28 protein-coding genes and 1 pseudogene are annotated in these 26,893 nt (G+C 60.5%); 14 read left to right on the top strand and 15 right to left on the bottom strand.

The genetic code is table 11. The features are described from left to right. Window positions 1–374: 374 nt before the first annotated feature. From ACP7EE_RS04635 to ACP7EE_RS04620, 4 genes are read left to right on the top strand one after another with little or no spacing between them, the layout of a single operon-like run. Window positions 375–1,769, top strand: a complete 1,395-nt coding sequence (locus ACP7EE_RS04635) for a COG3014 family protein (RefSeq protein ID WP_426233747.1) — start codon at window positions 375–377, stop codon at window positions 1,767–1,769. Window positions 1,770–1,784: 15 nt separating this feature from the next. Next, window positions 1,785–2,159, top strand: a complete 375-nt coding sequence (locus tag ACP7EE_RS04630) for a YcfL family protein (RefSeq protein WP_420647474.1) — start codon at window positions 1,785–1,787, stop codon at window positions 2,157–2,159. Between the two features lie 38 nt (window positions 2,160–2,197). After that, a complete protein-coding gene (lpoB, locus tag ACP7EE_RS04625) occupies window positions 2,198–2,785 on the top strand; it encodes a penicillin-binding protein activator LpoB (protein WP_420647475.1) in 588 nt (195 codons plus the stop codon). Between the two features lie 3 nt (window positions 2,786–2,788). Continuing rightward, window positions 2,789–3,532: a penicillin-binding protein activator LpoB gene (locus tag ACP7EE_RS04620; RefSeq protein WP_426206626.1), complete on the top strand. Its 744-nt coding sequence runs from the start codon at window positions 2,789–2,791 to the stop codon at window positions 3,530–3,532. 188 nt (window positions 3,533–3,720) lie between these two features. Here ACP7EE_RS04620 and ACP7EE_RS04615 read toward each other — a convergent pair whose 3' ends face one another. The 3 genes from ACP7EE_RS04615 to ACP7EE_RS04605 all read right to left on the bottom strand — a co-directional run bounded on the left by ACP7EE_RS04615 (window position 3,721) and on the right by ACP7EE_RS04605 (window position 6,959). Further along, window positions 3,721–4,353 carry a LysE family transporter gene (locus ACP7EE_RS04615; RefSeq protein WP_426206627.1) on the bottom strand — a complete coding sequence of 211 codons (633 nt, stop codon included), beginning with the start codon at window positions 4,351–4,353 and terminating at the stop codon, window positions 3,721–3,723. Window positions 4,354–4,467: 114 nt separating this feature from the next. Beyond that, window positions 4,468–5,049 carry a mechanosensitive ion channel domain-containing protein gene (locus tag ACP7EE_RS04610; protein WP_426206628.1) on the bottom strand — a complete coding sequence of 194 codons (582 nt, stop codon included), beginning with the start codon at window positions 5,047–5,049 and terminating at the stop codon, window positions 4,468–4,470. Continuing rightward, window positions 5,049–6,959 carry an ATP-binding cassette domain-containing protein gene (locus ACP7EE_RS04605; RefSeq protein ID WP_426206629.1) on the bottom strand — a complete coding sequence of 637 codons (1,911 nt, stop codon included), beginning with the start codon at window positions 6,957–6,959 and terminating at the stop codon, window positions 5,049–5,051. The genes ACP7EE_RS04610 and ACP7EE_RS04605 overlap by 1 nt, the downstream gene beginning before the upstream one ends. 50 nt (window positions 6,960–7,009) lie before the next feature. Between ACP7EE_RS04605 and ACP7EE_RS04600 the strand changes: the two genes are divergently transcribed. Continuing rightward, complete coding sequence (locus ACP7EE_RS04600) at window positions 7,010–7,471, top strand: TIGR02444 family protein (RefSeq protein WP_426206630.1); 462 nt, start codon at window positions 7,010–7,012, stop codon at window positions 7,469–7,471. On the opposite strand, the gene ACP7EE_RS04595 is transcribed toward ACP7EE_RS04600, so the two are convergent. Then, window positions 7,468–8,547, bottom strand: coding sequence for an AlgP family protein (locus ACP7EE_RS04595; RefSeq protein ID WP_426233746.1), 1,080 nt, complete (start codon window positions 8,545–8,547; stop codon window positions 7,468–7,470). The two genes, ACP7EE_RS04600 and ACP7EE_RS04595, sit on opposite strands and share 4 nt — an antisense overlap. Window positions 8,548–8,739: 192 nt before the next feature. On the opposite strand from ACP7EE_RS04595, the gene ACP7EE_RS04590 reads away from it, so the two are divergent. Next, a complete protein-coding gene (locus ACP7EE_RS04590; RefSeq protein ID WP_426233745.1) occupies window positions 8,740–9,405 on the top strand; it encodes an FKBP-type peptidyl-prolyl cis-trans isomerase in 666 nt (221 codons plus the stop codon). Window positions 9,406–9,466: 61 nt separating this feature from the next. Here ACP7EE_RS04590 and rsd read toward each other — a convergent pair whose 3' ends face one another. The 7 genes and pseudogenes from rsd to ACP7EE_RS04555 form a co-directional block, all read right to left on the bottom strand. Further along, window positions 9,467–9,925, bottom strand: a complete 459-nt coding sequence (gene rsd, locus ACP7EE_RS04585; protein WP_420647483.1) for a sigma D regulator — start codon at window positions 9,923–9,925, stop codon at window positions 9,467–9,469. A gap of 173 nt (window positions 9,926–10,098) precedes the next feature. Further along, window positions 10,099–10,650 (bottom strand): disulfide bond formation protein B, encoded by a 552-nt coding sequence (locus tag ACP7EE_RS04580; protein ID WP_426233744.1) that lies wholly within the window; start codon window positions 10,648–10,650, stop codon window positions 10,099–10,101. 218 nt (window positions 10,651–10,868) lie between these two features. Continuing rightward, the gene (locus tag ACP7EE_RS04575; protein WP_426233743.1) at window positions 10,869–12,107 is read right to left on the bottom strand and encodes a heme biosynthesis protein HemY; all 1,239 of its coding nucleotides are present in this window, start codon (window positions 12,105–12,107) and stop codon (window positions 10,869–10,871) included. After that, entirely contained in the window at window positions 12,104–13,258 is a 1,155-nt protein-coding gene (locus ACP7EE_RS04570) for a uroporphyrinogen-III C-methyltransferase (protein WP_426233835.1), read from the bottom strand. The genes ACP7EE_RS04575 and ACP7EE_RS04570 overlap by 4 nt, the downstream gene beginning before the upstream one ends. A gap of 36 nt (window positions 13,259–13,294) precedes the next feature. Then, window positions 13,295–14,032: pseudogene (locus ACP7EE_RS04565) on the bottom strand (uroporphyrinogen-III synthase); the annotation flags it as partial. Then, window positions 14,029–14,970 (bottom strand): hydroxymethylbilane synthase, encoded by a 942-nt coding sequence (gene hemC, locus ACP7EE_RS04560; protein WP_426206635.1) that lies wholly within the window; start codon window positions 14,968–14,970, stop codon window positions 14,029–14,031. The pseudogene ACP7EE_RS04565 and the gene hemC, both read right to left, overlap by 4 nt. 138 nt (window positions 14,971–15,108) lie before the next feature. After that, a complete protein-coding gene (locus ACP7EE_RS04555; protein ID WP_420647487.1) occupies window positions 15,109–15,855 on the bottom strand; it encodes a LytR/AlgR family response regulator transcription factor in 747 nt (248 codons plus the stop codon). Between the two features lie 474 nt (window positions 15,856–16,329). Here ACP7EE_RS04555 and argH point away from each other — a divergent pair, with 474 nt between their 5' ends. Next, window positions 16,330–17,724 (top strand): argininosuccinate lyase, encoded by a 1,395-nt coding sequence (gene argH, locus ACP7EE_RS04550; protein ID WP_426206637.1) that lies wholly within the window; start codon window positions 16,330–16,332, stop codon window positions 17,722–17,724. 135 nt (window positions 17,725–17,859) lie between these two features. Here the strand turns inward: argH and ACP7EE_RS04545 are convergent, their stop codons facing one another. Next, complete coding sequence (locus ACP7EE_RS04545) at window positions 17,860–18,519, bottom strand: glutathione S-transferase (protein ID WP_426233742.1); 660 nt, start codon at window positions 18,517–18,519, stop codon at window positions 17,860–17,862. A gap of 123 nt (window positions 18,520–18,642) precedes the next feature. On the opposite strand from ACP7EE_RS04545, the gene ACP7EE_RS04540 reads away from it, so the two are divergent. The 3 genes from ACP7EE_RS04540 to ACP7EE_RS04530 all read left to right on the top strand — a co-directional run bounded on the left by ACP7EE_RS04540 (window position 18,643) and on the right by ACP7EE_RS04530 (window position 22,435). After that, window positions 18,643–18,927, top strand: coding sequence for a hypothetical protein (locus ACP7EE_RS04540; RefSeq protein WP_426206639.1), 285 nt, complete (start codon window positions 18,643–18,645; stop codon window positions 18,925–18,927). Window positions 18,928–19,152: 225 nt separating this feature from the next. After that, window positions 19,153–19,398 (top strand): TIGR02647 family protein, encoded by a 246-nt coding sequence (locus ACP7EE_RS04535; RefSeq protein WP_420647491.1) that lies wholly within the window; start codon window positions 19,153–19,155, stop codon window positions 19,396–19,398. A 193-nt stretch (window positions 19,399–19,591) separates the two neighbouring features. Next, window positions 19,592–22,435, top strand: a complete 2,844-nt coding sequence (locus tag ACP7EE_RS04530) for a class I adenylate cyclase (RefSeq protein WP_426233741.1) — start codon at window positions 19,592–19,594, stop codon at window positions 22,433–22,435. Between the two features lie 4 nt (window positions 22,436–22,439). On the opposite strand, the gene rnk is transcribed toward ACP7EE_RS04530, so the two are convergent. From rnk to cyaY, 3 genes are all read right to left on the bottom strand, one after another. Continuing rightward, a complete protein-coding gene (gene rnk / locus ACP7EE_RS04525) occupies window positions 22,440–22,850 on the bottom strand; it encodes a nucleoside diphosphate kinase regulator (RefSeq protein WP_420647493.1) in 411 nt (136 codons plus the stop codon). A 257-nt stretch (window positions 22,851–23,107) separates the two neighbouring features. After that, window positions 23,108–23,326, bottom strand: coding sequence for a DUF1289 domain-containing protein (locus tag ACP7EE_RS04520; RefSeq protein WP_420647494.1), 219 nt, complete (start codon window positions 23,324–23,326; stop codon window positions 23,108–23,110). A 4-nt stretch (window positions 23,327–23,330) separates the two neighbouring features. Continuing rightward, on the bottom strand, window positions 23,331–23,663 hold the full coding sequence (cyaY, locus tag ACP7EE_RS04515) for an iron donor protein CyaY (protein ID WP_420647495.1): 333 nt from the start codon (window positions 23,661–23,663) through the stop codon (window positions 23,331–23,333). A 216-nt stretch (window positions 23,664–23,879) separates the two neighbouring features. Between cyaY and lptM the strand changes: the two genes are divergently transcribed. From lptM to ACP7EE_RS04495, 4 genes are read left to right on the top strand one after another with little or no spacing between them, the layout of a single operon-like run. Then, entirely contained in the window at window positions 23,880–24,062 is a 183-nt protein-coding gene (lptM, locus tag ACP7EE_RS04510; RefSeq protein WP_420647496.1) for an LPS translocon maturation chaperone LptM, read from the top strand. Window positions 24,063–24,071: 9 nt separating this feature from the next. Continuing rightward, window positions 24,072–25,319 (top strand): diaminopimelate decarboxylase, encoded by a 1,248-nt coding sequence (gene lysA, locus ACP7EE_RS04505; RefSeq protein WP_426233740.1) that lies wholly within the window; start codon window positions 24,072–24,074, stop codon window positions 25,317–25,319. A gap of 3 nt (window positions 25,320–25,322) precedes the next feature. After that, the gene (dapF, locus tag ACP7EE_RS04500; protein ID WP_420647498.1) at window positions 25,323–26,153 is read left to right on the top strand and encodes a diaminopimelate epimerase; all 831 of its coding nucleotides are present in this window, start codon (window positions 25,323–25,325) and stop codon (window positions 26,151–26,153) included. Between the two features lie 13 nt (window positions 26,154–26,166). Further along, entirely contained in the window at window positions 26,167–26,892 is a 726-nt protein-coding gene (locus ACP7EE_RS04495) for a DUF484 family protein (RefSeq protein WP_426233739.1), read from the top strand. Window position 26,893 lies beyond the last annotated feature (1 nt).

The following is a 26,893-nucleotide window of genomic DNA, read 5'->3' as shown; positions in this document are numbered from 1 at the left end:
GAATGAGTCTCAAATGGAAATGCGAAGTTACATATTGTTCACTTCGACGAAGATTCCCTCAAGCGTTGTCTGCGTTTCCGTTCCTGCTCGCAGGTTTGCCTGACAGCATTTGGCATTTCGCACGCTTAGAATCCGTCGCTCGCCCACTAGGGCGCATCGGGATGGATGATGGCCCCTTCCACCCGACGCGCAATTAAAAAGCTATTACATAGCCAGCATTGCTTGCTTATAATGCCGCGCCCTCGCTATCGCGAAACGGCATTAAAGCTCCTCTGGTTATGAGGAATTGGCAGGAGGCCAGCGCCTCTGTCGAACGGTCCCAGCAGCCCGACCCGCACACGCGGCTGCAGTAATTCAGGGAAGAAGTACCCCCTATGGCATTCCGCGCTCCCACTCTGATCGCGCTCAGCGCTGTCACCCTGCTGTCCGGCTGTTCGGCGTTTCGCAATTACGACTCAGAACTCGCCCAGACCAACCAGCAACTGGCCACCGGCAACGTCGACGCCGCGCTGACCCTGCTGGAAAAGAACAACACCGGTACCGACAAAGACCTGCTCTATTACTTCGAGAAAGGTGAACTGCTGCGTGCCAAGGGCGATCTGTCCGGCAGCCAGAACGCCTGGACCAGCGCCGATCAGGTGGTCGGTCAGTGGGAAGATTCGGTCAAGCTCGACACCGGCAAGTACCTCGCGCAGTTCGGCAGTTTCCTGGTCAACGACAAGGTGCGCCGCTACGAAGGCTACGACTACGAAAAAGTCATGCTGACCACGCAGATGGCCCTCAACCTGCTGGCGGTGAACGATTTCGACGGCGCGCGTACTGCGATCAAACGCACTCACGAGCGTGAAGCGGTGATCGCCGATCTGCGCGACAAGGAATACCTGAAGAGCGAAGAAGAAGCCGAGAAAGAAGGCATCAAGACCCAGTACAAAGATCTGCAAGGCTACCCGGTCGCCAGCCTCGATGCGCCGGAAGTGGTTGGCCTGAAAAACAGCTACCAGAGTGCGTTCAGCCATTACCTGGCCGGTTTCGTCTACGAAGCGCTGGGTGAAAAGGATCTGGCTGCACCGGGCTACCGCAAGGCTGCCGAGCTGCGTCCGAACACGCCGCTGCTGGAGCAAGCGCTGGTCAACCTCGACAAGCCGACCAAGAGCGACGACAGCGACATCCTGATCGTGGTGCAAAGCGGCCTGGCGCCGGCGCGCGATTCGATCCGCGTGCCGCTGCCGCTGCCGATTTCCAACAGTGTGGTGATCACCCCGCTGTCGTTCCCGATCATCAAGCCGGACACCTCCACCGCGCTGTTCGCACAGATCGGTGTAGATGGTCAGCAGCTCAATCTGACGGCACTGAACAGCACCACCGCCATGTCCCGTCGCGCGCTGCGTGATGACATGCCGGGGATCATCCTGCGCACCACGGTGCGCGCAATCACCAAAGGTGTGGCGCAGAAGAAGATCAACGAAACCAATCCGCTGGCGGGTCTGGCAGTCGGTATCTCTTCAGCTGTGCTCGAAGGTGCCGATACCCGTACGTGGCGCACCCTGCCAGACAACACCCAAGTGGTGCGTCTGCGCCTGAAAAAGGGTGAGCACCAGGTCACCCTGCCGAGCGCCGTCGGCGGCTCGGTGGTCAAGGTCACCATTGATCAGCGTTTCCAGGTAATCACGCTGCGCGCCGTAGGCAATCAGGTGTACGCCGGCGGCCTCGCCGCCCACGTGATCCCGAGCGCCAGCCCGACCGCCGTCGCCAGTCTCAAACAACCTTAAGAACGGAGTCTTTGCATGCGCTTCAAATTCATCGCCGTCGCCGCCCTCGCCCTGTTGGCGAGCGGCTGTGCCACCCCGCCACCACCTGAGCCGGGCAGCGCCGCGAGCAAAGTCGTGGCCATGGGTCCGCAGAAACACATCGTGGTCGGCGCCATGCGCGTGGCTCGCGAAAACGGCTTCATGACCGTCAACGTGCAGTTGAGCAACACCCTCAACAGCAACAAGACGTTCTACTACCGCTTCGCCTGGCTCGGCCCTGAAGGCTTCCCGATTGCCGAAGAAGAAGTCTGGAAGAGCCAAATGATGTACGGCGCCCAGACCAGCTTCATTCAGGCCATCGCACCGACCGCCAAAGCCGTGGATTTCCGTCTGGAACTCAAGACGCCTTAAGCCCGACCACCCTATTTTCTGTTTTAGAGAGCATTCCCATGTTTGCACGCTTTTCCTGCATCGCCGTCCTCGCCCTGCTTGCCAGTGGTTGCGCCAACACTTCGCCGACCCTGGGCAGCAAGAACATCAGCTACGGCGACACCAAAGCGGTTGAAACCGTGACCAACGAATTCGGTTCGACCGATCTGCAAATGATCGCCGAATCGATGACCCGCTCCCTGGCCCAGTCCGGCATTCTGCAGGGCCGTCCGGTGGTTCAGGTCTACGACGTGAAGAACAAGACCAGCGAGTACATCGATACCCGCGAAATCACCACCAGCATCAAGACTCAGCTGATGAAGACCGGTGTTGCGCGCTTCGCCAGCGACAACACCGCGATGCAGAGCCAGGTTGATCAGCTCAAGCTGCAAAACCAGAGCGGTCTGTACAAGAAGAGCACCGTGGCCAAGACCGGCAACATGGTTGCCGCCAAATACCGCATCGAAGGCTCGATCAGCTCAATCGTCAAACGCAGCAGCGACTACAAAGACGTCTTCTACAAATTCAGCCTGCAATTGATCGACGTTGAAAGCGGTCTGGCCGAGTGGATGGACGAAAAAGAGATCCGCAAAACCACGGAGCGTTAATTGATGCGCACATGGATTGGCATCATGGCCCTGGCTTGTGCGTTTGGCGCGCAAGCGGCTCCGAAGGTCGCCGTCACGGATCTCGCGTATCAGGAACGTGTGGAGCAATACATCCACATCGTTTCGGCCAAGAGCAATTACCGCGAGGGCTACTACAGCGCCAGTGGTTCTTCGAGCTATAACGAGATCGAAGCCACCACCAGCTACATCGAACAGACCGAACTGCGCAAATTCACCGGCGACATCAAAGGTGAAATCCTGCGTACCGGCATGTTCCAGTTGGTGCAGGGCACGCCGTACACAGCTGCGTCCAAGGGTGACGTCTATGACGTGATCAAGCGGATCAAGGCCGGCAACTTCAAAGGTGCCGACTACGTGTTGTTCGGTACGGTGTCGGACATCGACTTCACCCAGGACGTGAACGAGCTGGCGAATACCGACAGCTATTCGGCGGTACTGGGCCTGACGCTGGTGGCGGATTTCAGTCTGATCAACACCAAGACTTTCGAAATCACCTCGGCCTTCACGGCGATGGGCGAAGGTCAGGACACCAAACTGGTGAACCACCGCGACATCAAGATCTCGCTGAACCGCCCACGGGTGGTGCGTGACGTGTCGAAAGCGCTGGGCGAAGACGTAGCCGGCCAACTGAGCCAACAGCTCGGCGGTGGCGGTTACGAACAGCCGCGTGAACCGCAGCAACGCAACAACTTGCCGCGTGATACTGCGCCGGTGATTTTGCGCTGAGTGCTGGTTTACGATTTTTCTGTGGCGAGGGAGCTTGCTCCCGCTTGAGTGCGCAGCGCTCATAAGCTTTTGGGTCTGCTTCGCAGCCCAGCGGGAGCAAGCTCCCTCGCCACAGTTGATTGTCACTCCGATGTCTCGGCAATGAAAAAGGCGACCTCGTGAGGTCGCCTTTTTTGTAGCTGGGAGATTTACGCCGCCGCTTTGCGCAATGTCGCCATGAACGCCGCCGCACCGATGAACAGCCCGGCAAAAGTGCGGTTCATGCGCTGCTGCTGCTTCGGTGTGCGCAACAGACGCAGCACTTTCGACGCCAGCCCGGTGTAGCCGGCCATCACGATCAAGTCGACCGCGACCATGGTCGCGCCGATCACCAGATACTGGATCAACAATGGCGCATGCGGATTGATGAACTGCGGCAGTACCGCAAGCATGAACACCAGGGCCTTGGGGTTGCTGATGTTCACCAGAAAACCACGGAACACCAGCGCCAGCGGCTTACCGATCGGGCGCACGGCAGCGTCGTCACTCATGTCCATTGGCAGTGCGCGCCATTGCTTGATCGCCAGATAAACCAGGTAGGCGACACCAAACCATTTGATCGCATGGAAAGCGGTGGCCGAGGCGGTCAGGATCGCGCCGACACCAGCACCGACAATCGCAATCTGCACGGCCAGACCGACTTGCAGGCCGAGGGCATTCCAGTAGCCGCGCCAGAAACCGTATTGCAGACCGCTGGACATCGACGCGATCGCGCCAGCACCCGGAGACAGACTGATGACCCAGCAGGCGGCAAAGAACGCCAGCCATGTTTGAAGCTCCATTGCACACCTCGACTCAGACTCGTTACAGACGTCTAAGCTAATGCGGCTTTGGGCCGGTGACTATCGATTTCTTGCAGAATGTTGCGGACGCCGACCCATGGTGGCTGGCCTCCGTCACTTTTCGAAACCGCTGGAAGGGAAAACTTCGTTGCTGCGCCAGCGCCGTACCGAGCGCTGGAAGAACAAACTGTTGGGCACCTGCACCATCGCGCTGCCAGTGCCGAGTTCTTCCGCTTCGATCAACGTGGTGTAGAGCAGATTGATCGCCACCACCCGGCCTTTGACGCCCGGCTTGTCAGTGGTGTCCACCAGTTCGACCACATCGCCAAGGCGAAACGGCCCGACGGTGAAGATCAGAATCGCGCACAGCAGGTTCGACAGCACGCTCCACATGGCGAAGAACGCCACCGCTGCGACCGCAACGAAACCCGACAGCGCCGTCCACAACACCGTGGCCGAGACCCCGAGCCGTTCCAGCACAAAGATCAGCGCACTGCCCATGATCAGCCAGCGCAGCCCGCCACGCAGCGGCATCAACAACTGCGGCGGAAACGGATAACGTTCGCCCAAACGCGTCAGGCCTCTGGCAACACAGCGTTGCGCCACGTAGCCGGCCAGCAGGATCAGCAGGATTTGCACGCCGAGCCAGATTGGCTCGGCCCACATCGCCGGCAGCGGCAGCTTGAACGCATCCATCAGGACAGCGCCTCCAGCTCCGCCTGCATGCTTTCCAGGGTTTCCAGTGCTTCCATCCAAGACTCTTCAAGCTCGGCTTCGCGAACTTTCAACTTGGCCTGTTCGGCCAGCAGGTCGCGCAATTCGTTCTTGCGCGCCGGCTCATAGATGTCGCTGTCGCCGAGGCTGGCATCGATCTTCGCCAGTTTCTCGTGCAGCTTGCCCAGCTCAGCCTCGAGCTTGTCGGCCTCGCGCTTGTGCGGCGCCAGTTGCTGACGCAACGCGGCGGCAGCCTGACGCTGGGCTTTCTTGTCAGTCTTGTCCGGGTTCACCGGGTTATTACTGACCGGGGCGTTGCGTTGGCGGTATTCCACCAGCCACCGCGCGTAGTCTTCGAGATCACCATCGAACTCTTCGACCTTGCCGTCCGCGACCAGATAGAAGTTGTCGGTAGTGCTCTTGAGCAAGTGCCGATCGTGGGAAACCACCAGAACCGCGCCGCTGAATTCCTGCAACGCCATGGTCAGCGCCAGGCGCATTTCCAGGTCGAGGTGGTTGGTCGGTTCGTCGAGCAGCAGCAAGTTGGGCTTTTCCCAGGCGATCAACGCCAAAGCCAAACGGGCTTTTTCGCCACCGGAGAAATTCAACACCGGCTCGTCGAGCCGCGCGCCACGGAAGTCGAAACCGCCGAGGAAGTCGCGCAACGCTTGCTCACGCTCGGTCGGCGCCAGACGCTGCAAGTGCAGCAGCGGGCTGGCCTTGGCGTCCAGCGAGTCGAGCTGATGCTGGGCGAAATAGCCAACCACGGTGTTCTCGCCACGGGTCAGGCGCCCGGACAGGGGCTCCAGCTCGCCAGCGAGGTTCTTGATCAGGGTCGACTTACCCGCGCCGTTCGGGCCGAGCAGACCAATGCGCGCGCCGGGGGTCAGTTGCAGCTTGACCTTCTCCAGCACGGTGCGGTCGCCATAACCCAGATTCGCATCGGACAGATCGATTAGCGTGCTGGAGATCTTGGTCGATTCGCGGAACACGAAGTCGAACGGCGAATCGACGTGGGCCGCCGACAGCTCTTCCATGCGCTCAAGGGCCTTGATCCGGCTCTGCGCCTGACGGGCCTTGGTCGCTTGCGCCTTGAAACGGGCGATGTAGCTTTCCATGTGCGCGCGCTGCACCTGCTGCTTCTCGTAGGCCTGTTGCTGCTGGGCCAGACGTTCGGCACGGGCGCGTTCGAACGCGGTGTAGCCGCCACGATACAAAGTGATCTTGCGCTGATCGACATGCGCGACGTGATCGACGACTTCGTCGAGGAAATCACGGTCGTGGGAAATCAGCAGCAAGGTGCCGGGGTAACTTTTCAGCCAGTCTTCGAGCCAGATGATGGCGTCGAGGTCCAAGTGGTTGGTCGGCTCATCGAGCAACAACAGATCGGACGGGCACATCAATGCCTGCGCCAGATTCAGACGCATCCGCCAGCCACCGGAGAAATCTCCTACCTGACGATCCATCTGTTCGTTGGTGAATCCCAGACCGGCGAGCAGTTTGCGCGCACGCGCATCGGCGGTGTAGCCGTCAGCGCTGTCGAGTTCAACATGCAGACGCGCCAGAGCGGTGCCGTCGTGTGCCTCTTCGGCGGCAGCGAGGTCACGTTGCACCTCGCGCAGGCGCAGGTCACCATCGAGCACATAGTCGACGGCAAGGCGCTCGAGCGTCTCGATTTCCTGGCGCATGTGGGCGATGCGCCAGTCAGCCGGCAAGAAGCAATCACCCGAGTCTGGGTGCAGTTCACCCCGAATCAAGGCGAACAGGCTCGATTTGCCGGCGCCGTTGGCACCGATGAGGCCAGCTTTGTGGCCGGCGTGCAGGGTCAGCTCGGCGTCTTCTAGCAGACGTTGCGGGCCACGCTGTAAAGTCAGGTTCTGAAGTCGGATCATAATGGCGGCGGAGTCTACCAGCTTCGCTCACAACTGGCGCGAGAAGCACGATGTCCTCTGACCTGTGGAGCTTTGCCCTTGCCACCTACGCCCGTCCGGGCGTGGAAGACGCTTGCCTGCGCTTGCAGACGGCGGGTGCCAATGTGTGCCTGCTGCTGTGCGGCGCGTGGTTGGAACATCGCGGCGTGAATTGCGATGAACAACGCGTGCGCCAGCTTCAAGAGCTGACCGTACCGTGGGATACCGAAGTGGTGCAGCCGTTGCGCGAATTGCGCATGCACTGGAAAACCCTCGCCGAGACTGATGCGGTGCTCAAAGGTATGCGTGATCAGATCAAGGGATTGGAGCTGGAGGCCGAGCGTGCGCTGTTGTCACGACTTGAAGGTGTGGCTCAGGGCTGGGCGCAAAATGTGGCGGGCATGAGGGGGTGGCTGGAGGCACTGGCGGGTAGCGCGACCCACCTGAACCACGACGCGCTGCAAGTGCTGCGCGCCGCGGCGACTGGCGCTTAGGAAGCGCTGGTCGAGTTGCTGGCAGGGCTCGACGCGGCGGCTGGCGCGGAAGTCGAGGTGGTGGCTGGCGTTGCAGCTGCTGCGGACGGAGCCGGGGATGCCGGGGTCGCAGGTTTTGCCGCTGGCGGGGTTGCCGGTTTGGTAGCTGCTGGTTTGGCAGCGACAGGTTTTTTAGCGGCTGGTTTGGCAGCCGGTTTTGCGGCTACCGGCTTGGCTGCGGTGGTAGCAGGTTTGGCCGCAGCGGCTGGTTTAGCAGCGGGTTTGGCCGCAGCTTTCACAGCAGGTTTGGCCGCTGGTTTAGCTGCTGCTTTTGCAGCTGGCTTGGCAGCAGTCTTGGCTGCCGGTTTTGCAGCGGCGGTTTTCGCGGCAGGTTTTGCTGCCGGTTTAACTGCGATTTTGGCAACTGGCTTAGCGGCAGTTTTCGCCGGCGCTGCTTTTGCAGCAGTGGTTTTTGCTGCCGGTTTTGCGGCGGCAGCTTTGCTCGCGGCAGGTTTGGCAGCGGCAGTTCGAGCGGCCGGTTTAGCGGTGCTGGCCGCAGCAGGTTTCTTCGCCGCAGGTTTCGCAGCAACTTTCACCGGCGCTTTGGCAGCAGGCTTGGCCGCCGCTTTGGCGGGTGCTTTGGCAGCGGCAGGTTTGGCTGCAGCTTTCTTCGCAGGTGCCGCTGCCGGTTTGGCTGCACGCAGGGTCAACGCCTTGCCCACAGCCTCTTGTACACGACCAACGCCCTGAGCCAGTTTCAGGCTTTCCTGAGCATCGCGTTTGAGTTGCAGAATGTAGCTGCGGGTATCGGATTGACGATCCTTCAGCGCATCCAGCAGCTCTTCGAGTTCTTTCACTGCGCCTTTGGCTTTGGTCTGCGCCTTGGCTTTACCGGCCGCAGCTGCGTCCTGCAATTTGGTACGGGACTTGTGCAGTTTTTCTTGCGCCTTGCCGCGTTGCTTCTCAAGTTTGGCGAGCAACTTCTCAGCATCAGCCAAAGCTTGCGAGCAAGCGTTTTCCAAATGCTCGAGCAGGCTGCCCGAGAGTTGTTGGAGTAAGTGCAACGGAGTATTTACAGGCTTCTTGGTGGCCGACATGGTTTACCTCCTGGCTGAAGTGAGTGCGGCTCATACTAGACCTCTGCTGCTACCGCCGCTAGGGCATGTTGACAGTATCGAAAGCACTCGGTTGCAAGCCTGCGAAAAACTTCTGCGTATTGGCCAAAGCAGTTCACCGTTGCAGACGATTGCGCTGGCATAATCCAGCGCAATTCAGGACGGAGAGTGCCGATGTCGCGCTACCTTTTTTTATCCCTCTGCATGATTTTTTCGCTCGCTCAGGCTGACGAAAAAACCAGCGCAAATGATGCTCACGATCTGGCCTACAGCCTCGGCGCAAGCCTCGGTGAACGCCTGCGCCAAGAGGTGCCGCAATTGCAGTTGCAGGCTTTGGTTGAAGGTTTGCAACAGGCCTATCAAGGCAAGCCACTGGCGCTGAGCGAAGCGCGGATCGAGCAGATTCTGGCCGAGCACGAAGCACAGAATGCCGAGCATCCAACGCAGCCTTCGAGCGACGCCGCCGTGGAAAACGAGAGGCGTTTTCTCACGGCTGAAAAAGCCAAACCTGGCGTGAAGGTTTTGGCCGACGGCATCCTGATGACCGAACTGACACCGGGCACCGGCACCAAGGCTGGCCCTGATGGAAAAGTGCAGGTGCTGTACGTCGGTCGCTTGCCGGATGGCACGGTGTTCGATCAGAACACGCAGCCGCAGTGGTTCAATCTCGACAGCGTGATCTCAGGATGGCGTACGGCGTTGCAAGACATGCCGGTCGGCGCCAAGTGGCGACTGGTGATTCCATCGGATCAAGCCTATGGCGCGGACGGCGCTGGCGACCTGATCGCACCCTTCACACCGCTGATATTCGAAGTCGAATTGCGCGGCGCGACGAGCTGATCAGGCAATAAAAAACGGTGCGCTTTTGGGCGCACCGTTCTTGTGTCTTGCGAGATCGGGATCAAGCCTGAACCGGATCCTCTTCCTTGTGCGCGGTATGCAGCACTTCGATCAGGCAGTCTTCGAGTTCGAAACGCTCGTGGAGCAACCCGCCCAACTCCTTGAATTTCTCGACAACGCATTTGCCTTCATCGCAAAGATCGTTGAACGCCAGCAGCTTTTCTGTGATGACATCGATGCGCGGATAGATCGTCTCGGCGAGTTCCAGGCCACGCTTGTCGTTGAAGGCCTTGGCTTCACCAGTCAACTGTTCGTAGATTTCGAAGTGTCCGGCAGATACGTAGTCGACCAGCACGCCGCAGAATTCCTGCAACGGCTTGCGATCTTCGGACAACGATTGAGGCTTGGCGCCCAGCTTGTCATAGGCAGCGATCAGTTCCTCACGCTCCTGGAGCCAGCGGTCGATCAGCAGATGAACTCCACCCCAACGTTCCTGAGCATTCTGACAACTTTCGAGCATGGCGATCTCTCTTCCCTTGTGGGTCATGCTGCTCTACACCCGCGCCCCTCTTTGCGGGGGTCGGCCAGGCAGAGCGTCATCGAGCAACATAATTCCAATGACACGTGCGGGCCAGATTATGCCCGCACGCCTATGGCTTCAAGGTACGCAGGAGAGAAAGTTCATACAAGTGTTTAATCCCCGACCAGCTCCCGGTGCGACGCTTCGCCGCTGAGCGGTCGCTGCAGAGCGCTCCAGACCAGACGCAGCAGTTGGTAAACCGCCAGAATCGACATAGCGACGAAGAACAACAGACTCCACTCCGGGATGCTCAGGTCAAACAATGTCCAGGACAATTCCGCACAATCAGCAGTGTCATTGAACATGCGCATCAGTGCACATACCCACGGCAGACTGCTGAACATCTCCTCGGCGCCGGGTACGCAATGCACCAGGTGTTGCATCGAGTCGCCCTGCAACAATACCTGCCGCCACGCCGCCGTCATGCCGCCGAGCCCGGCGGCCAAAGTGGTGAGCCAGTACAGCGCCAGGCCGCACCGCTGCGGCCCGTGCACCGCTGCCATCCCACAGCTGACGGTGAGCACACTGAGGAACAGGCGCTGCACCAGACACAGGCTGCACGGTATCAGTCCGACCGCATATTCGAGGTAATAGGAAGCTCCCAGGGCCAGAATCCCCACAGTGAAAGCCATAAAGAACAGGGAGCGTGAGCAGGCCAACGACATGGCTAATCCGTAACATTAGAGACAGGCAGTTACGGTAGAGGAAAGCGCCTTGGCCTTTCAAGGCGGGGCGCTGGCGACACTTCACCAGAAGTGTAGGGAAAACCCGACAGGCACGAGAGGATTCGGTGTAGTCCTCTGTAGGAAATTGCCCGGGAGTTGTTTTTACGGTAACTATTCAGTCACGGAAGTGAACGGGGGAGCAGCCTCCCCCGAGCAGATCAGGCGCGCACCGGCACCGGCAATGGTGCGGCCAGCAAGCGTTCATCGAGCAATCCAAGCCCTTCCTGGAACAGCAGGTTGCTGCGTTCGGTGTCGCCGAGTTGAGCAAGCAATCGCGCCAGCTCCGCGCAGGTTTCCGGGTTGCGCTGCACGCGCAGGCTGCTTTCCAGATAGTCCCGCGCTTTGCCCCACAAACTGGTTTGCAGGCACAGACGACCCAGCGTCAGCAGCAGACTCGCATCACCCGGATGCTCCTTGAGCCAACCCTCGGCGGTTTGCACTTGACGCGCCGGATCGCTGCCGCGCACCAGCCCATAGAGCCGCGCCAGATGGCTGTCGTATTTGCGTTTGAGCGCATGTCGCAAAACCTCTTCGGCTTCGACCTGAGCACCCAGTTGCCGCAGTTTTTCAGCGTAAGCCAACACCAGCGGTGGCTCTTGGCGCTGGGCAGAAGACAATTGCTGCCAGGCGCGATTGAGCGACTGCAAACCGACCGTACCGTCCTCTTCACGATGCGCTGCCAGCGACAGATTTTTGCCCCAGGCGCGACGCTCGAGCTCCGTCAGCTCTGCCGGAGGCAACACTTTGTCCTTACGCAGTTCAGGCAACAGGCGAATCACCGCCGACCAATCGCCGCGCTGCTGATGCAAGCGCTGTAACTGGCGCAAGGTCTGCGCGTTATGCGGATGGCGTTCGTGCATGGCTTGCAAGGTCACCAGCGCGCCGTCGGTATCGCCGCGGTCGGTTTGCAACTGGGCATGACTCAGAGCAATCGCTAATTCAGCTTGTGGCTGTCGCTCAAGAGCACGCTCGAGCAGGCGATCACTTTCTTCGTAGTTGCCTTGCTCGTTGGCCGCACGGGCAGCGCCGAGGTAATACAGCAAGGGTTGGCGCTCGGCTTCAGCGGCGCGATGCAAATGACGCTGCGCGCTGGCCCAGCGGCCCTCGGCCAGATCCAGCTGACCGTGTTCGATGGCAACCTGCACACGCCGACTGCGGTTGCGCCGCGACCATGGATTGACCACGCCGCCGGAGGCCATCACCAACTCGATCAGCGCCTTGATGCCCCACACCAGCAGCCAGAGCACTGCGATGAAGGCCAGCGTCGCCCACAGGCTCGATTCATAACGGAAGCTTTTGTAGGCCACCAGCACGTAACCGGAATGCTCGGCAATCGCCAGGCCCAACGCCGCCGTCGCCGCAATCACCAGAAACACGATCACATACAGGCGCTTCATGGCGTGGCCTCCTGCGCGGTGTTGGCGGCAGGTTTGGCGAAGGGTTTGATCGATTCTTCAGCGTTGACGTTGCGCCGTTCCAGATACCCTTGCACGGCACTCAGGGTCGCGGTGAGGTCCGGCGTGACCACCGTCACCGGTTGTTTGCTCAACTCGGCAACCTGCTCAAGCATGACTTTGCTCTGCGCATTATCCGGATTGAAATTGCCCTTGAGCACATCGCGCGCTTCGGCCATGGCCTGGGTGTACACCGGCGCCTGACCATTGAGTGCGGCCCACTGCGCCTGTTCGAGTGCCAGACTCAGCGCCAGACGCACCTGGCTCAGGCTCTGTCCGGCCAGTAGCGGACGGACGTTCTTGTCAGCGTTGAAATCGATGCGGATATAGCGCGAAACCTTGTCCCACCACTGTTCCCAACGACTTTCGCCATCACCATCAGCAGTCAGGCCCAGCAGCGATTCACCGCAATCCTTGTACTCCGGCGCCAGCTCGGTGAGGTCGATCACTTGATCACGCAACGCGCCCAGACGCAGGAACAACCCGGTGCGATCCGGCTGCTCGGTGCTGCGTAGCGCTACCAGAGTTTTGGCTACTTGCTCGCGGGCAGCGAACGAACCAGGGTCGTTCTGCTCACGCAGAATTTCGTCGGCGCCCTGCACCAGCGCCTGAGCGCTGCTGATGTCCTGCAAGGCCGAAAGACGCAGGCTGGCCAGACGCAACAAATGCTCGGCCTCGGCCAGACGCCAATCCTTGCGGCTGGCGCCAAGAACGGTTTCCAGACGTTGATTGAGGCGCTGCTGATCGCCCTGCAGCTGCGCCACCAGACGCTGGCGCTCTGCGAGTTCATCAGCGCCCGGCAATTGCGCGAGGCGCTCGGTCAGCCGTTGCTCGTTGAGTTTGAGGGTCTGCGCCTGATCATTCAGCGCCTGCACTTGGTTCAACTGTTGCGCGGTGTTGGCTTGCAAGTGCCGCACTTGCCAGACACCCCAACCACCTACGGCCACCCCGGCGGCGCCGAGCAGCAAGGCGACGATGGCCAGTCCGTTGCCTCGACGGGCCGGCGTGACCGGGGAGAGTTTGTCTGGCGACGGCTCGACCCGGGCTTCAATCACAGGCTTGGCGTCATCTTTTGGCAGGGCTGTTTCGCTCACGTATCCATCCTTTGCATTAGAAAACGGGCCGGGATATTCCCGTAACGCCGTCAGCAAAGCCGCGGCACTCGCGCCGCGGCAATCCACAACTGTTCGAGCCCCGGCGGCACGTGCCTGCTCGGCGACTCTTGGGCTTGGAACAAACAGCGGCACCTGCGCAAGTTGCGGCCAGGCATCGCCGGCCAATTGGCGCAAGTGCTCGAAACCCTGTCCACTGCTGACCACCAGCCCGTTCAGGCGTTCCGCTGCGATGCGCCGCAACAGTTCTTCTGGCGGGTAGGCCGGCAGGTCACGGCGATACAATTCCAGATAGTCGACACTAGCACCAAGCTCACGCAAGCGCTCGGCCAGCAACTCGCGACCGCCCTCGCCACGCAGGATCAATACTTGCGATCCGGGCTTCGCAACGACCTCGCGCAGACGCGGCAATTGCAGCAGTGCTTCACTGTCGTCGCCCTCAGCGGGGTAGCTCGCGTCCAGCCCATGAGCCTGAAGAATCTGCGCGGTCGCCGCGCCGACGCTGAACCACGGCATTACCGCAGGCGCTGCGCCAAGCAAATCCACGGCAATGCGCGCAGCCGGTTTGCTGACCACGATCACTGCGTTGTAGCGTGACAGATCGGCGAATGTCCGGCGCATTGTCTCAGAGACTTTCAGCGGGGCGATTTCCAGAAGCGGCAGACAGCTGCCGAAAATCCCCTCGCCCGCCAGCACCTCGGCCAGCGCCGCGCAGTCGTCTGCAGGGCGCGTCAGCAACAGGCGCCAGGCAGTCACTCGTGACCAGCCTCGCCGTACACCGCTTTGAGAATCTCGGCAGCGCCCTGGCTGAGCAAGTCTTCGGCAACCTGCACGCCGAGGGTTTCCGCTGAGGCGCGTGGCGCGCGAGCTTCAGCGCTGAGCAGCTTGCCGCCGCTCGGCTCACCGACCAGACCACGCAGCCACAGTTGATCGCCTTCAAGCACGGCGTAGCAGGCGATTGGTACTTGGCAGCCGCCATTCAAATGTTTATTCAGAGCACGTTCGGCAGTAACGCGGTCGGCGGTGTCGGCATGATGCAGGGGGCTGAGCAAGGCATGAATGTCGCTGTCAGCGCTGCGGCATTCGATGCCAACCGCGCCTTGGCCACCGGCCGGCAGACTGTCGTCAACGCTGATCGCCGAGGTGATGCGCTCTTCGAAACCGAGACGAATCAACCCGGCCGCTGCGAGGATGATCGCGTCGTACTCGCCAGCATCAAGCTTGGCCAGACGGGTGTTGACGTTGCCACGCAGGAAGCGGATTTGCAGATCCGGACGCCGGGTCAGCAACTGCGCCTGACGCCGCAGGCTGGAGGTGCCGACAATGGCGCCGGCAGGCAGCGCATCAAGACTCGAATAGGTATTGGAGACGAACGCATCACGCGGATCTTCGCGCTCGCAGATGCAGAACAGACCGAGCCCTTCGGGGAAATCCATCGGCACGTCTTTCATCGAGTGCACGGCGATGTCGGCGTCGTTTTCGAGCAACGCGGTTTCCAGCTCTTTAACGAAAAGTCCCTTGCCGCCGATCTTCGACAGTGGCGAATCAAGCAGCTTGTCGCCGCGACTGACCATGGGCACCAGTGTTACCAGCAAACCCGGGTGGGCCGCTTCGAGACGGGCTTTGACGTATTCGGCCTGCCAGAGAGCCAAGGCACTTTTGCGGGTGGCGATGCGAATTTCGCGAGAGGACATGGATCAATCCGTACTGAATAGATACGGCGGATAATAACAGCTCAGTCAAATCCACTTTGACTTGAATCAGAAACGGCGTGGCCTCCCTGGCCTGCAATGCCTGGTAAATGAGCGAACGGTCGAACCTGAATTGCCCGGTTAAAGCCCCTGCATCATCTTGCGCACGCCAGCCACATGCCGGCGGCTGACGATCAACGCATCACCGTTCAGGCCTTTGAGGAAAAGCTGAAAATGCCCCAGCGGCGTGCGTTGCAAGCGTTCGATGCGATCGCGAGCGACCAGTGCGTTGCGGTGGATCCGCACGAAGCGCTCGCCGAATTCGTCCTCGAGGGCCTTGAGCGGCTCGTCGAGCAACACTTCACCGCCCTCGTGACGCAGGGTCACGTATTTGTGGTCGGCAATGAAATACACCACCTGATCCAGCGGGATCAGTTCAATGCCTTTGCGGGTGCGGGCGCTGATGTGACTGCGCGGGCCGGTACCGCTTTCGGCTGCGGGACGGGTCAGGGCCGAGAGTTGGCCCCGATTCGGACGTTCAGCCTTTTTCAGGGCTTCATGCAGATGCTCGGTTCGCACGGGTTTCACCAGATAGCCTACGGCGCTGGCCTGCAGGGCTTCCTCGGAAAATTCATCGGCACCTGTGCAAAACACCACAGCAGGCGGGGTTTCGCGTTCGCACAGGCGGGCAGCCACTTGCAAGCCATCAAGGCCCGGCATGCGGATATCGAGCAACACGATATCCGGCTTGTGGCTGTCGATCAGTGCCAACGCCTCTTCGCCATTCGTGGCGCTGGGCTCCAGGACTGTATAGCCTTCGATTTCGCCCACCATTCGGCTAAGGCGCTCGCGGGCAAGTGGTTCGTCATCAACGATCAGGACATTCATATTGCGCTGGATTCCTGCGTGAGTCTCGCACAAGGATAGCGTAGACAAGTGGAGTGACGTCCGTCACCGCGATCCACGCTAAGACTAGCGCGAGCGCCAAAAAGTGCCGTACGTCGGCCAGCAATATTTGCCGATGCCCGGGTCGTACTGCTCAAGGCCCGCTGTTTTCTGCGTGGTTCACAGGGTCTGACAATGGACAATCCACACACCCCTCTCTCTTCTTATAGTCGGCGCCATGCGCTTTGCGCGATCCGCATGCACGCCCACCCTTCTGTCCAACTGTAGACGTTCGTCGGGCCGATATTGCTCAATCGGAAAATATCCTTGCGCAAAACCGCTGCGCAACGCGGCGACTATGGATCACCCGATGAGAAAAAAACGTATCGACCAGTGTCAGCGACAGGATTGGCAACCCTGTTATTATCCGCGCCAGCGTTTCACGCCTTCTTTTTTCAAGCCGATACGAGCGAATTCATGAGCACTGACAAGACCAATCAGTCCTGGGGCGGCCGCTTCAGTGAACCCGTCGACGCCTTCGTCGCCCGCTTCACCGCCTCCGTCACTTTCGACCAGCGCCTGTATCGCCACGACATCATGGGTTCGATCGCCCACGCCACCATGCTGGCCAAGGTCGGCGTGCTGACCGATGCCGAGCGCGACAGCATCATCGACGGCCTGAACACCATTCAGGGCGAAATCGAGGCGGGCCAGTTCGACTGGCGCATCGACCTCGAAGACGTGCACATGAACATCGAAGCGCGCCTGACCGATCGCATCGGCGTGACCGGCAAGAAGCTGCACACCGGCCGCAGCCGGAACGACCAGGTCGCCACAGACATTCGCCTGTGGCTGCGTGACGAAATCGACCTGATCCTGGCCGAGATCACGCGCCTGCAACAGGGCCTGCTGGAGCAAGCCGAGCGCGAGGCCGGCAGCATCATGCCCGGCTTTACCCACTTGCAGACCGCGCAGCCAGTGACCTTCGGCCATCACATGCTGGCCTGGTTCGAAATGCTCAGCCGCGACTACGAGCGTCTGGTCGACTGCCGCAAGCGCACCAACCGCATGCCGCTGGGCAGCGCCGCGCTGGCCGGCACCACGTATCCGATTGATCGCGAATTCACCGCCCAGCTGCTGAATTTCGACGCAGTTGGCGGCAATTCGCTGGACAACGTGTCCGATCGTGACTTCGCCATCGAGTTCTGCTCGGCCGCGAGCATCGCGATGATGCACCTGTCGCGCTTCTCCGAAGAACTGGTGCTGTGGACCAGTGCGCAGTTCCAGTTCATCGATCTGCCGGACCGTTTCTGCACCGGCAGCTCGATCATGCCGCAAAAGAAAAACCCCGACGTGCCGGAACTGGTTCGCGGCAAGACCGGCCGCGTATTCGGCGCGCTGATGGGCCTGCTGACCCTGATGAAAGGCCAGCCGCTGGCCTACAACAAGGACAACCAGGAGGACAAAGAGCCGCTGTTCGACGCCGCCGACACCCTGCGCGATTCGCTGCGTGCATTTGCCGACATGATCCCGGCGATCAAGCCCAAGCACGCGATCATGCGTGAAGCGGCGCTGCGCGGTTTCTCTACCGCGACCGATCTGGCCGACTACCTGGTGCGCCGTGGCCTGCCGTTCCGTGACTGCCACGAAATCGTTGGGCATGCCGTGAAGTACGGCGTGGACACCGGCAAGGATCTGGCGGAAATGAGCCTGGAAGAACTGCGCAAGTTCAGCGATCAGATCGAGCAGGATGTGTTTGCCGTGCTGACGCTGGAAGGCTCGGTGAATGCCCGTGACCATATCGGCGGCACTGCGCCGGCGCAGGTCAAGGCAGCTGTGGTTCGCGGCAAGGCCCTGCTCGCCAGCCGCTAAAAGCATCGCTGGCAAGTCGAATCGTCGCACCGCAGCTCCCACAGATTTCGCGCTGAACACACAAATAGTGTTTCAACACAAAACCCTGTGGGAGCTGGCTTGCCAGCGATGACTGACTTCAGAGCACTAAAAAACTCATTTTTTGGCGGCGATCATCGCCAAAAACGCCGGCATCGCCGCATCCTTGTCCGCCGCAATCTTCTGCACGTGCGGATTCTGCTCAAGCCGCTCCAGCAACGCCTTGGCCTTCGGCATCTCTGCCAGCAAATCCACACCGAATAGCTTCTGCCCGACCGCACAGGCCAGCGGCACGCTGTAGAGAAAATACAAATCCGCCACGCTCAGACTGTCGCCCGCTACATACGGGGCGAACTTGCCGTGCCGTCCCAGCGCCGCAAAGCCCAAGAGCAGTTCGGCTTTGGTTTTCTCTTTGATCGCGTCGGGAACAGCCATGCCGAAGAACGCTTCGCCATAACACGCGCGGCCCGGCAGCTCGATGTACAGCTCGATTTCCTTGGCCAGCGCCAGCACCTGCGCGCGTTCGTACGGCTCGATGGGCAGCAGCGGTTTGCCGGTCTGACTGCTCTCGATGTATTCGAGGATCACCGAGGTTTCGTTGACCACGCCCTGATCCGTGCCCAGCACCGGCACTTTGCCGCGCGGGCTGATCGCCAACGATTCGGCGGTCTGTGCCGGGTAAAACATGACCTCTTCGAACGGCACGCCCTTCTCCAGAAGCGCCAGTTTGACCATGTTGTAGTAATTGCTGACAGAAAATCCGTAGAGCTTGAGCATCACAGAGCCTCCGGGCCGTGCGGGGTGGGCAGTGCCTGTTTATAGATCGCCCGGCGGATTCTTGCCAGCAGCATCACGCGCTTGAATGCGGGTAAACTCGCCGCTTTCCTTGAGGAGCCTGCCATGAGCGAGCCGACAGACATCGACAACGACGAAGAAGAGTTCACCGAGAGCACGCTGATCGAAGCGATCGAGAACCAGATCGAAAGCGATAACCCGCCTGCGGCGAAAGCCACGTTCAACAAGCTCACGCTGGTGGGTGTCGAGCGCGAAGAAATCCTTAATCTGATGGCGCATGTGCTGGCGTTTGAGATTGACGCGATGCTCGATGAGGATCGTGCGTTCAATACCGAATGGTACGAAGCCGCACTGCGTAAGCTGCCAGAGTTGCCACCAGAGAAACAGTGAAGTCGTTTTTCCAGACTAGACTCTGTGGCGAGGGAGCTTGCTCCCGCTCGGCTGCGCAGCAGTCGTCAAGCTTTTGGGGGCCGCTACGCGCCCCAGCGGGAGCAAGCTCCCTCGCCACAAAAAGCACTCCGAGGCGAAAACCCTTGTTCAGGCACTGGACATGCCGCAAAAGCGGGTTCACCTTAGGGGCGCTTCGTTCCAATTCCTAGAAAGTCTGGAGTCCTTATGTCGCTTAGCCCTGAGTTGGTTGCCGAACTGGAAGTCCTTTCACTCTTTCCCCTGGACAGTTCCCAGGAAGGTTTGAAAATTCATCAGACCGCTGCCCCGAAACACATTGCCGCCGCCCAACGTCTCTTCGATAAAGAACTGACCGACCAGCCTGATGGCGGCTATCTGACCAGCCTGGGTCGCGACGCTGCGCAAAATGTGCAAATCGTGCTGACCATCCTGAAAGAGCAAGAAACAGCCTGAATCACCTGTCTTGCCCACGGAAACTCCTGCCACGGGATTTCCGCGGGCCAACTTGATCGCCCGCTGTCGCCGCGCGATGCAAATCTGGCGTCAAAAAACAAATTCAGCTTAAACGTCCACCCGCTCAAGCGCTAAACTCCCCCGCATTCCGTGACCTTCTGCATCCGCGCCTCGCGAGCCGGTTTGAGCCGACATGACCCGCACCCATGAAATCCGCCCTGATCTGGACGAAGGCATCGACCGCAAGGTTCTCAGCCAACTGCGTGCACGTTTTCTCAAACTCAACGACGGTCGTCTGAGCCGGGCGCAAGAGGGTTTGTCGACCCGCCAGCAAAGTGTGCTGACGCTGCTGCCGCTGTTCTTTCACGTCAATCATCCGCTGTTGCCTGGTTATGTCTCCGGCAGCACGCCGGCCGGACTGTCGAACTATGAGCCGGACGCCGACGTGCTTGCCGAGGCTCAACGCCTGACCCGTTCCTTCTCTTACAAGCCGAGGCATGGCAGCAATCCGCCGCGACCGATTCACGGCCTGTTCCTGATGGGCAGCCTCGGCACCCTGGCGCAGGCCGATCAAAGCGACATGGACGTGTGGGTCTGTCACGCGCCCGACCTCAGCGAGAGCGAACTCGCCGAGTTGCGCAAGAAATGCCAGTTACTCGAAGTCTGGGCCGCGAGCCAGGGCGCCGAGGCGCATTTTTTCCTGATCGATCCGCAGCGCTTCGTCAAAGGCGAGCGTGACACCCAGCTCAGTTCCGAAGACTGCGGCACCACCCAGCACTATCTGCTGCTGGACGAGTTCTACCGCACCGCGATCTGGCTGGCCGGGCGCACGCCGATCTGGTGGCTGGTGCCGGTCTACGAAGAAAGTACTTACGCGCAATACACGCATACGCTGATTTCCAAGCGCTTCATCCGCAACGACGAAACCCTCGACCTTGGCCACCTTGCGCACATCCCGCCGGGCGAGTTCATCGGCGCCGGCTTGTGGCAGTTGTTCAAGGGCATCGAGTCGCCGTACAAGTCGGTGCTCAAGCTGCTGCTGACCGAGGTCTACGCCAGCGAACACCCGCAAGTGCAGTGCCTGAGCCTGCGTTTCAAGCAAGCGGTGTTCGCCAATCAGCTGGATCTGGATGAGCTGGACCCGTACATGGTGGTGTACCGCCGCATCGAGGAATACCTCACCGCGCGCAACGAACCGGAACGCCTGGAGCTGGTACGCCGGGCGCTGTACCTCAAGGTCAACCGCAAGCTCACCGGCAACACGCGCACCCAGAGCTGGCAGCGTTCGCTGCTGGAACGCTTGGCTAATGAATGGCATTGGGATCAGCGGCAATTGGCGCTGCTCGATAGTCGTAGCCAGTGGAAAGTGCGCCAGGTCGCTGCCGAACGCCGGGCACTGGTTAACGAGCTGAATTACAGCTACCGCTTCCTGACCCAGTTCGCCCGCACCGAGCAAACCGTCAGCCTGATCAACAAACGCGACCTCAACGTACTCGGCCGGCGCTTGTACGCCGCGTTCGAGCGCAAGGCCGACAAAGTCGAATTCATCAATCCGGGCATCGCTCCCGATCTGGCCGAAGACACCCTGACGCTGGTGCAAGCGCGCAATAAAAAGGAGCCGGGGCAAACCCAGTGGGGCCTGTACAACGGCAGCCTGACCGCGCTGGAGTGGGAACACTTCGCGCCGATCAAGCGCAGCCGCGATTTGCTCAAGCTGCTGACCTGGTGCCACCGCAACGGCGTGATCGACAGCAGCACGCGACTGGCGCTGCATCCCGGCACCAGCGACTTGAGCGAGTTCGAACTGTTCAACCTGCTCGGCAGCCTGCAACAGAGCATCGCCCTGCCCTTGCCCACCGTTGCCGAAGAATCGTTGTTGCGCGCCGCCGTGCCAAGCGAAGTACTGATTCTGGTGAACGTCGGCGTCGATCCGCTCAAGCATCACCGCGATCTGAACATCCTGATGACCACCGAGCGCACTGACTCACTGAGCTACGCCGGAGTGCGCGAAAACCTCGTACTGACGCTGGATCAGGTCACGCTCAACAGCTGGAACGAGGTGCTGGTCAACCGCTTCGACGGCCCGCACGCGCTGCTTGATTGCGTGCGCGACTACCTCAACAACCTGCCGCGCGGGCCGCATCAGCCGGCGCTGCGCGTGCGTTGTTTCTGCCATAACCGTGCGCAATTCATCGCGCGCAGGGTCGAGGAAATCGTCGACACCGCGCAGAATCTTTTGCTCAGCGAACTCAATCACCGCTACCTGATTCAGGTGCAACAGCACTATCACGTCCTGGAATTGGTACCCGGCCAGGTCAACCACGTCGCCCTCGCCACGCTGCCGGCGCTGCTGGATTACCTCGGCGAAGAGCAGGCGCGTTACAGCCCGCTGCATCTGGACTCAAAGGCGCTGGAGGATCACGACCTTGCACTGATCCTGCCGATGGGTCAGCCCGAGTGCATTCAAGTGTTCTACCGGGTCACCGAGCAGCAGGCGGAGCTGTACGTGCTGGATGAATTCAATGCGCTGTGGCAGCAACACTTGCCGTATCACGACGAACAAAGTCTGCTGGTGCCGCTGCAACGTTTCCTGCAATCGATCCAGTATCGCCGCGAGGCGTTGGTGCCGATGGACGCCAGCCCGTCGGCCAGTCTCGACACTTTGTATTACCAACTATTGCCGTCAGGCCCGGGCCGCGCACGCCGGATCGAGCCGCGGCCAGCGCCGCAGATGCCGGCAAACAAAGCCTTCTACGACGTGCAGGCGATCGTCGGCAAAGCCGCACCGGGCGAGGTGCAGGTCACTTTGTATTGCAATCAGCGGGAATTCTGCGAGCTGGAATATGGCGACCAGCTGTTCAGCGTGGTCGCCCGGGAAATCGTTGGCCAGCGCCGTGAGACCGAACGCTATCGCTGCTACATCACCGACCTCGACTTGTCGGGGCTGCTCGGTGATGGGCAGAGTTCAAGCAATCTGTATCTGCGCTACAAGGCCGACCTGGAGCGCGCCCTGAACGAGGCGCTCGAACAGGTCTGAGGGATTACTCGGTGAAGGCGCCGCCGTTGGCCGGCTGCGATTCGACTTCGAGCAAGGTCAGCTTCAAGGTCTTGCCGCCAGGCGCCGGCCAGTCGATATGCTGGCCGACTTTCAGGCCCAGCAGCGCGCTGCCGACCGGTGCCAGAATCGAAATCTTGCCTTCATCGGCATTGGCATCCTTGGGATAAACCAACGTCAGGTGATAGTCCTTGCCACTGCCTTCTTCGCGGCAATGCACACGGGAATTCATCGTCACGACATCGGCGGGCACTTCATCGTGACCGACCACGGTGTCGGCGCGGTCGAGTTCGGTTTGCAGCGCAATAACGCCCGGCAGCGAGTCGTCCAGGCTGTCGATCAGGCGCTCCAGACGTTGCACGTCCAGACGGGTAAGGGTGATGGAAGGTGCGGTCATGATCCGGGCAGACTCCTTTCTTCTGCACAAAAAAGCAAAAAACCCCGCCAAAAAAGGCGGGGTTTTCACCAGGCCTCGATGGGTTGAGGCGTTCCCGGACACTATCACAGCTCAAAAAATATACAAGTCACACCCTGTGGCGCCAAATTCCTTTGTGGCGAGGGAGCTTGCTCCCGCTCGGCTGCGCAGCAGTCGTCAAGATTTTCAGGTGCGCTGCGCGCCCCAGCGGGAGCAAGCTCCCTCGCCACAGGTTCTAGTCAAGCTTGGGATTTGCGTACGGCAGCCTGCTCACAGATGACTCTGCGCCGCCGATCATCCGCCGAGCGCCATTCACGAATGTCTTCGACATGCCGGAAGCAGCCGAGGCAGACTTTCTGTTCGTCCAGCCGACACACACCGCTGCACGGCGAAGGCACGGCCGCGCTGACATTGCTGTAGAGCGGCTTTGGCGGACGGATTGGAGCGCTATCAGTCACGCTGTCACAGACCTTCGAAGTCGAACTCGGCGCCGGCCTGCTGCTGGACGATGCGCTCAAGCATTTCGCCCAGTTGCTCGTCGCTCTTGTCACACATCCAGCGCTGGCTGTCTTCGTCGTAGTCGAAGTGGAAACCGCCGGAGACAGCGGCCAGCCACAGCTGACGCAGCGGTTCCTGGCGGCTGAAGATCAGTTGGCTGCCGTTTTCGAACTTGACGGTCAGCACACCGGCCGAACTTTCCAGATCGATGTCCAGATCGCTGTCATCAAAGATGTCCTCCAGCGTTTGCTGGGTGGCATCGACCAGATCGTGGAAACGGGCTTCGGACAAACTCATTGCGGCAACCTCAAAAAATGTCTGATCAGGCACAAGCGCCGCAAGATACGGACGCTGCCAGCCGATTGCAAAGGATAACAACCTGCGCGAGCCCGGATTGCACATTACTGACCGGTCATCGGACAAGCCCCGCCGGACGGGTGCCCGGTCGCATAGGCAAGCTGCCGGGTGGCCGGTATACTCCGGCGCAATTAACGCATTTTCAAGGATTTCGCCATGAAGCGCCTGATCTCATCCCTTGCTGCGCTCGCTTCGCTCGTCGCTTTTGCCTGTTTAATTTCGGCCTGCGGTCAAAAAGGCCCGCTGTACCTGCCGGATGACACTCAGGATCCGGCCGAGCAAGCCAAGTCGTCGCAACAACAACCTGCCTCCAAAGCACACAAGCACGACGTTTACTAAGGGATCGCCATGGACGCTTTTAACTACCGTGGCGGGGAGCTGTTCGCGGAAGGTGTGGCGCTGTCGGCCATCGCCGAACGCTTCGGCACGCCGACCTACGTCTACTCCCGCGCGCACATCGAAGCCCAGTATCGGGCTTACGCCGATGCGCTGGCCGGCATGCCGCATCTGGTGTGCTTTGCGGTCAAGGCCAACTCCAACCTCGGTGTGTTGAACGTCCTGGCGCGCATTGGCGCCGGTTTTGACATCGTTTCCGGTGGCGAGCTGGAACGTGTTCTGGCCGCTGGCGGCAGCGCGGACAAGATCGTGTTCTCCGGTGTCGGCAAGACCCGCGAAGACATGCGTCGCGCCCTCGAAGTCGGCGTGCATTGCTTCAACGTCGAATCCACCGATGAGCTGGAACGTCTGCAAGTGGTTGCCGCCGAACTCGGCGTGCGCGCGCCGATCTCGCTGCGCGTCAACCCGGACGTCGATGCCGGCACCCACCCGTACATTTCCACCGGTCTCAAAGAGAACAAGTTCGGCATCGCCATTGCCGACGCCGAGGACGTGTACGTGCGTGCCGCGCAGTTGCCGAACCTGGAAGTGCTTGGCGTTGACTGCCACATCGGCTCGCAGCTGACCTCGTTGCCGCCATTCATCGATGCCCTCGACCGCCTGCTGGCACTGGTTGATCGTCTGAGCGATTGCGGCATCTACCTGCGCCACATCGATCTCGGTGGTGGTTTGGGCGTGCGTTATCGCGATGAAGAGCCGCCACTGGCTGCCGACTACATCAAAGCCGTGCGCGAGCGTCTCGACGGTCGTGATCTGGCGCTGGTATTCGAGCCGGGCCGTTTCATCGTCGCCAACGCCGGCGTGCTGCTGACGCAGGTCGAGTACCTCAAGCACACCGAGCACAAGGATTTCGCCATCGTCGACGCGGCGATGAACGACCTGATCCGCCCGGCGCTGTATCAGGCGTGGATGGACGTCACCGCGGTCAAACCGCGCGACACCACTGCGCGCAGCTACGACATCGTCGGCCCGATCTGCGAAACCGGCGACTTCCTCGCCAAGGATCGTGAACTGGCGCTGGAAGAAGGCGACCTGCTGGCGGTGCATTCGGCCGGTGCCTACGGTTTTGTCATGAGCTCCAACTACAACACTCGTGGCCGTGCGGCCGAGGTGCTGGTGGATGGCGATCAGGCTTTTGAAGTGCGTCGCCGCGAAACCGTGGCCGAGCTGTTTGCCGGCGAAAGCCTGCTGCCGGAGTAACCCATGCTGCTGCGTTTTACTAAAATGCACGGCTTGGGCAATGACTTCATGGTCCTCGACCTGGTCAGCCAGCACGCGCACATTCAGCCCAAACACGCCAAACAATGGGGCGACCGGCACACCGGTATCGGTTTCGACCAGTTGCTGATCGTCGAAGCGCCGAGCAATCCGGAAGTGGATTTCCGCTATCGGATCTTCAACTCCGACGGTTCCGAAGTGGAACAGTGCGGCAACGGTGCGCGCTGCTTCGCACGCTTCGTGCTCGACAAGCGTCTGACCGCCAAACGGCAGATCCGCGTCGAGACCAAGGGCGGCATCATCGAACTCGACGTGCGTAACGACGGCCAGATCGGCGTGAACATGGGCGCTCCGCGTCTGGTGCCGGCGGATATTCCGTTCCAGGCACCCGAGCAGGCCCTGAGCTATCAGGTCGATGTCGACGGCACCCGCGTCGAACTCGCCGCCGTGTCGATGGGCAACCCGCACGCCGTGCTGCGCGTGCAGGACATCAACAGCGCACCCGTGCATGAATTGGGGCCGAAAATCGAACATCACCCGCGCTTCCCGGCACGGGTCAATGTCGGTTTTCTGCAAGTCATCGACCGCAACCGCGCACAATTGCGCGTCTGGGAACGCGGGGCCGGGGAAACTCAGGCCTGCGGGACCGGCGCTTGCGCGGCGGCTGTCGCTGCAATCAGCCAGGGGTGGATGGATTCGCCGCTATTGATCGACCTGCCGGGCGGGCGCTTGTCCATTGAATGGGCAGGCCCCGGCCAACCGGTGATGATGACCGGCCCGGCAGTGCGAGTATATGAAGGACAAGTGCGTCTTTGAGTGAGCAGAAGCCATGACCGATAAGCCCCAGGTACCCGCCCGAGAGTCCGACGAATCAGCGTCCGAGAACCTGGAGGCGGCAGCGGTTGCCGCATACCTGGAGGCTCATCCGGACTTCTTCATCGAGCACGAAGAACTGCTTCCTGCCATGCGCATTCCCCATCAGCGCGGTGACACCATCTCGCTGGTCGAACGCCAGATGAGCATCCTGCGCGACCGCAACATCGAGATGCGTCACCGCCTCTCGCATCTGATGGATGTCGCGCGCGACAACGATCGCCTGTTCGACAAGACCCGTCGCCTGATCCTTACACTGATGGACGCCGCCACTCTGGAAGACGTGGTGATCGGCGTTGAAGACAGTCTGCGCCAGGACTTTCAGGTGCCCTTCGTCAGCCTGATTCTGCTCGGTGACAATCCCGCGCCGGTCGGCCGCTGGGAGACCCACGCCGACGCACAAGTTGCCATCGGCGGTCTGCTCACCGAAGGCAAAAGCGTCAGCGGTGTCTTGCGCGAACATGAGCTGGACTTCCTGTTCGGCGAAGAACAGCGCACGCAGATCGGTTCCACCGCCGTGGTCGCCGTGAGCAACCAAGGCATTCACGGGATTCTGGCGATCGCCAGTCGCGATCCGCGGCATTACAAGAGTTCGGTCGGCACGCTGTTCCTCAGCTATATCGCCGAAGTCATGGGCCGCGTGCTGCCACGGGTCAACAGCTCGCTGCGCTCGGTACGCTGAG

The organism is Pseudomonas sp. TWP3-2, from assembly GCF_049897765.1.
In the GTDB taxonomy this organism is placed as follows: Bacteria; Pseudomonadota; Gammaproteobacteria; order Pseudomonadales; family Pseudomonadaceae; genus Aquipseudomonas.
The sequence above is the reverse complement of the archived record's forward strand: the minus strand, read 5'-3'. Positions and strand labels throughout refer to the sequence as shown.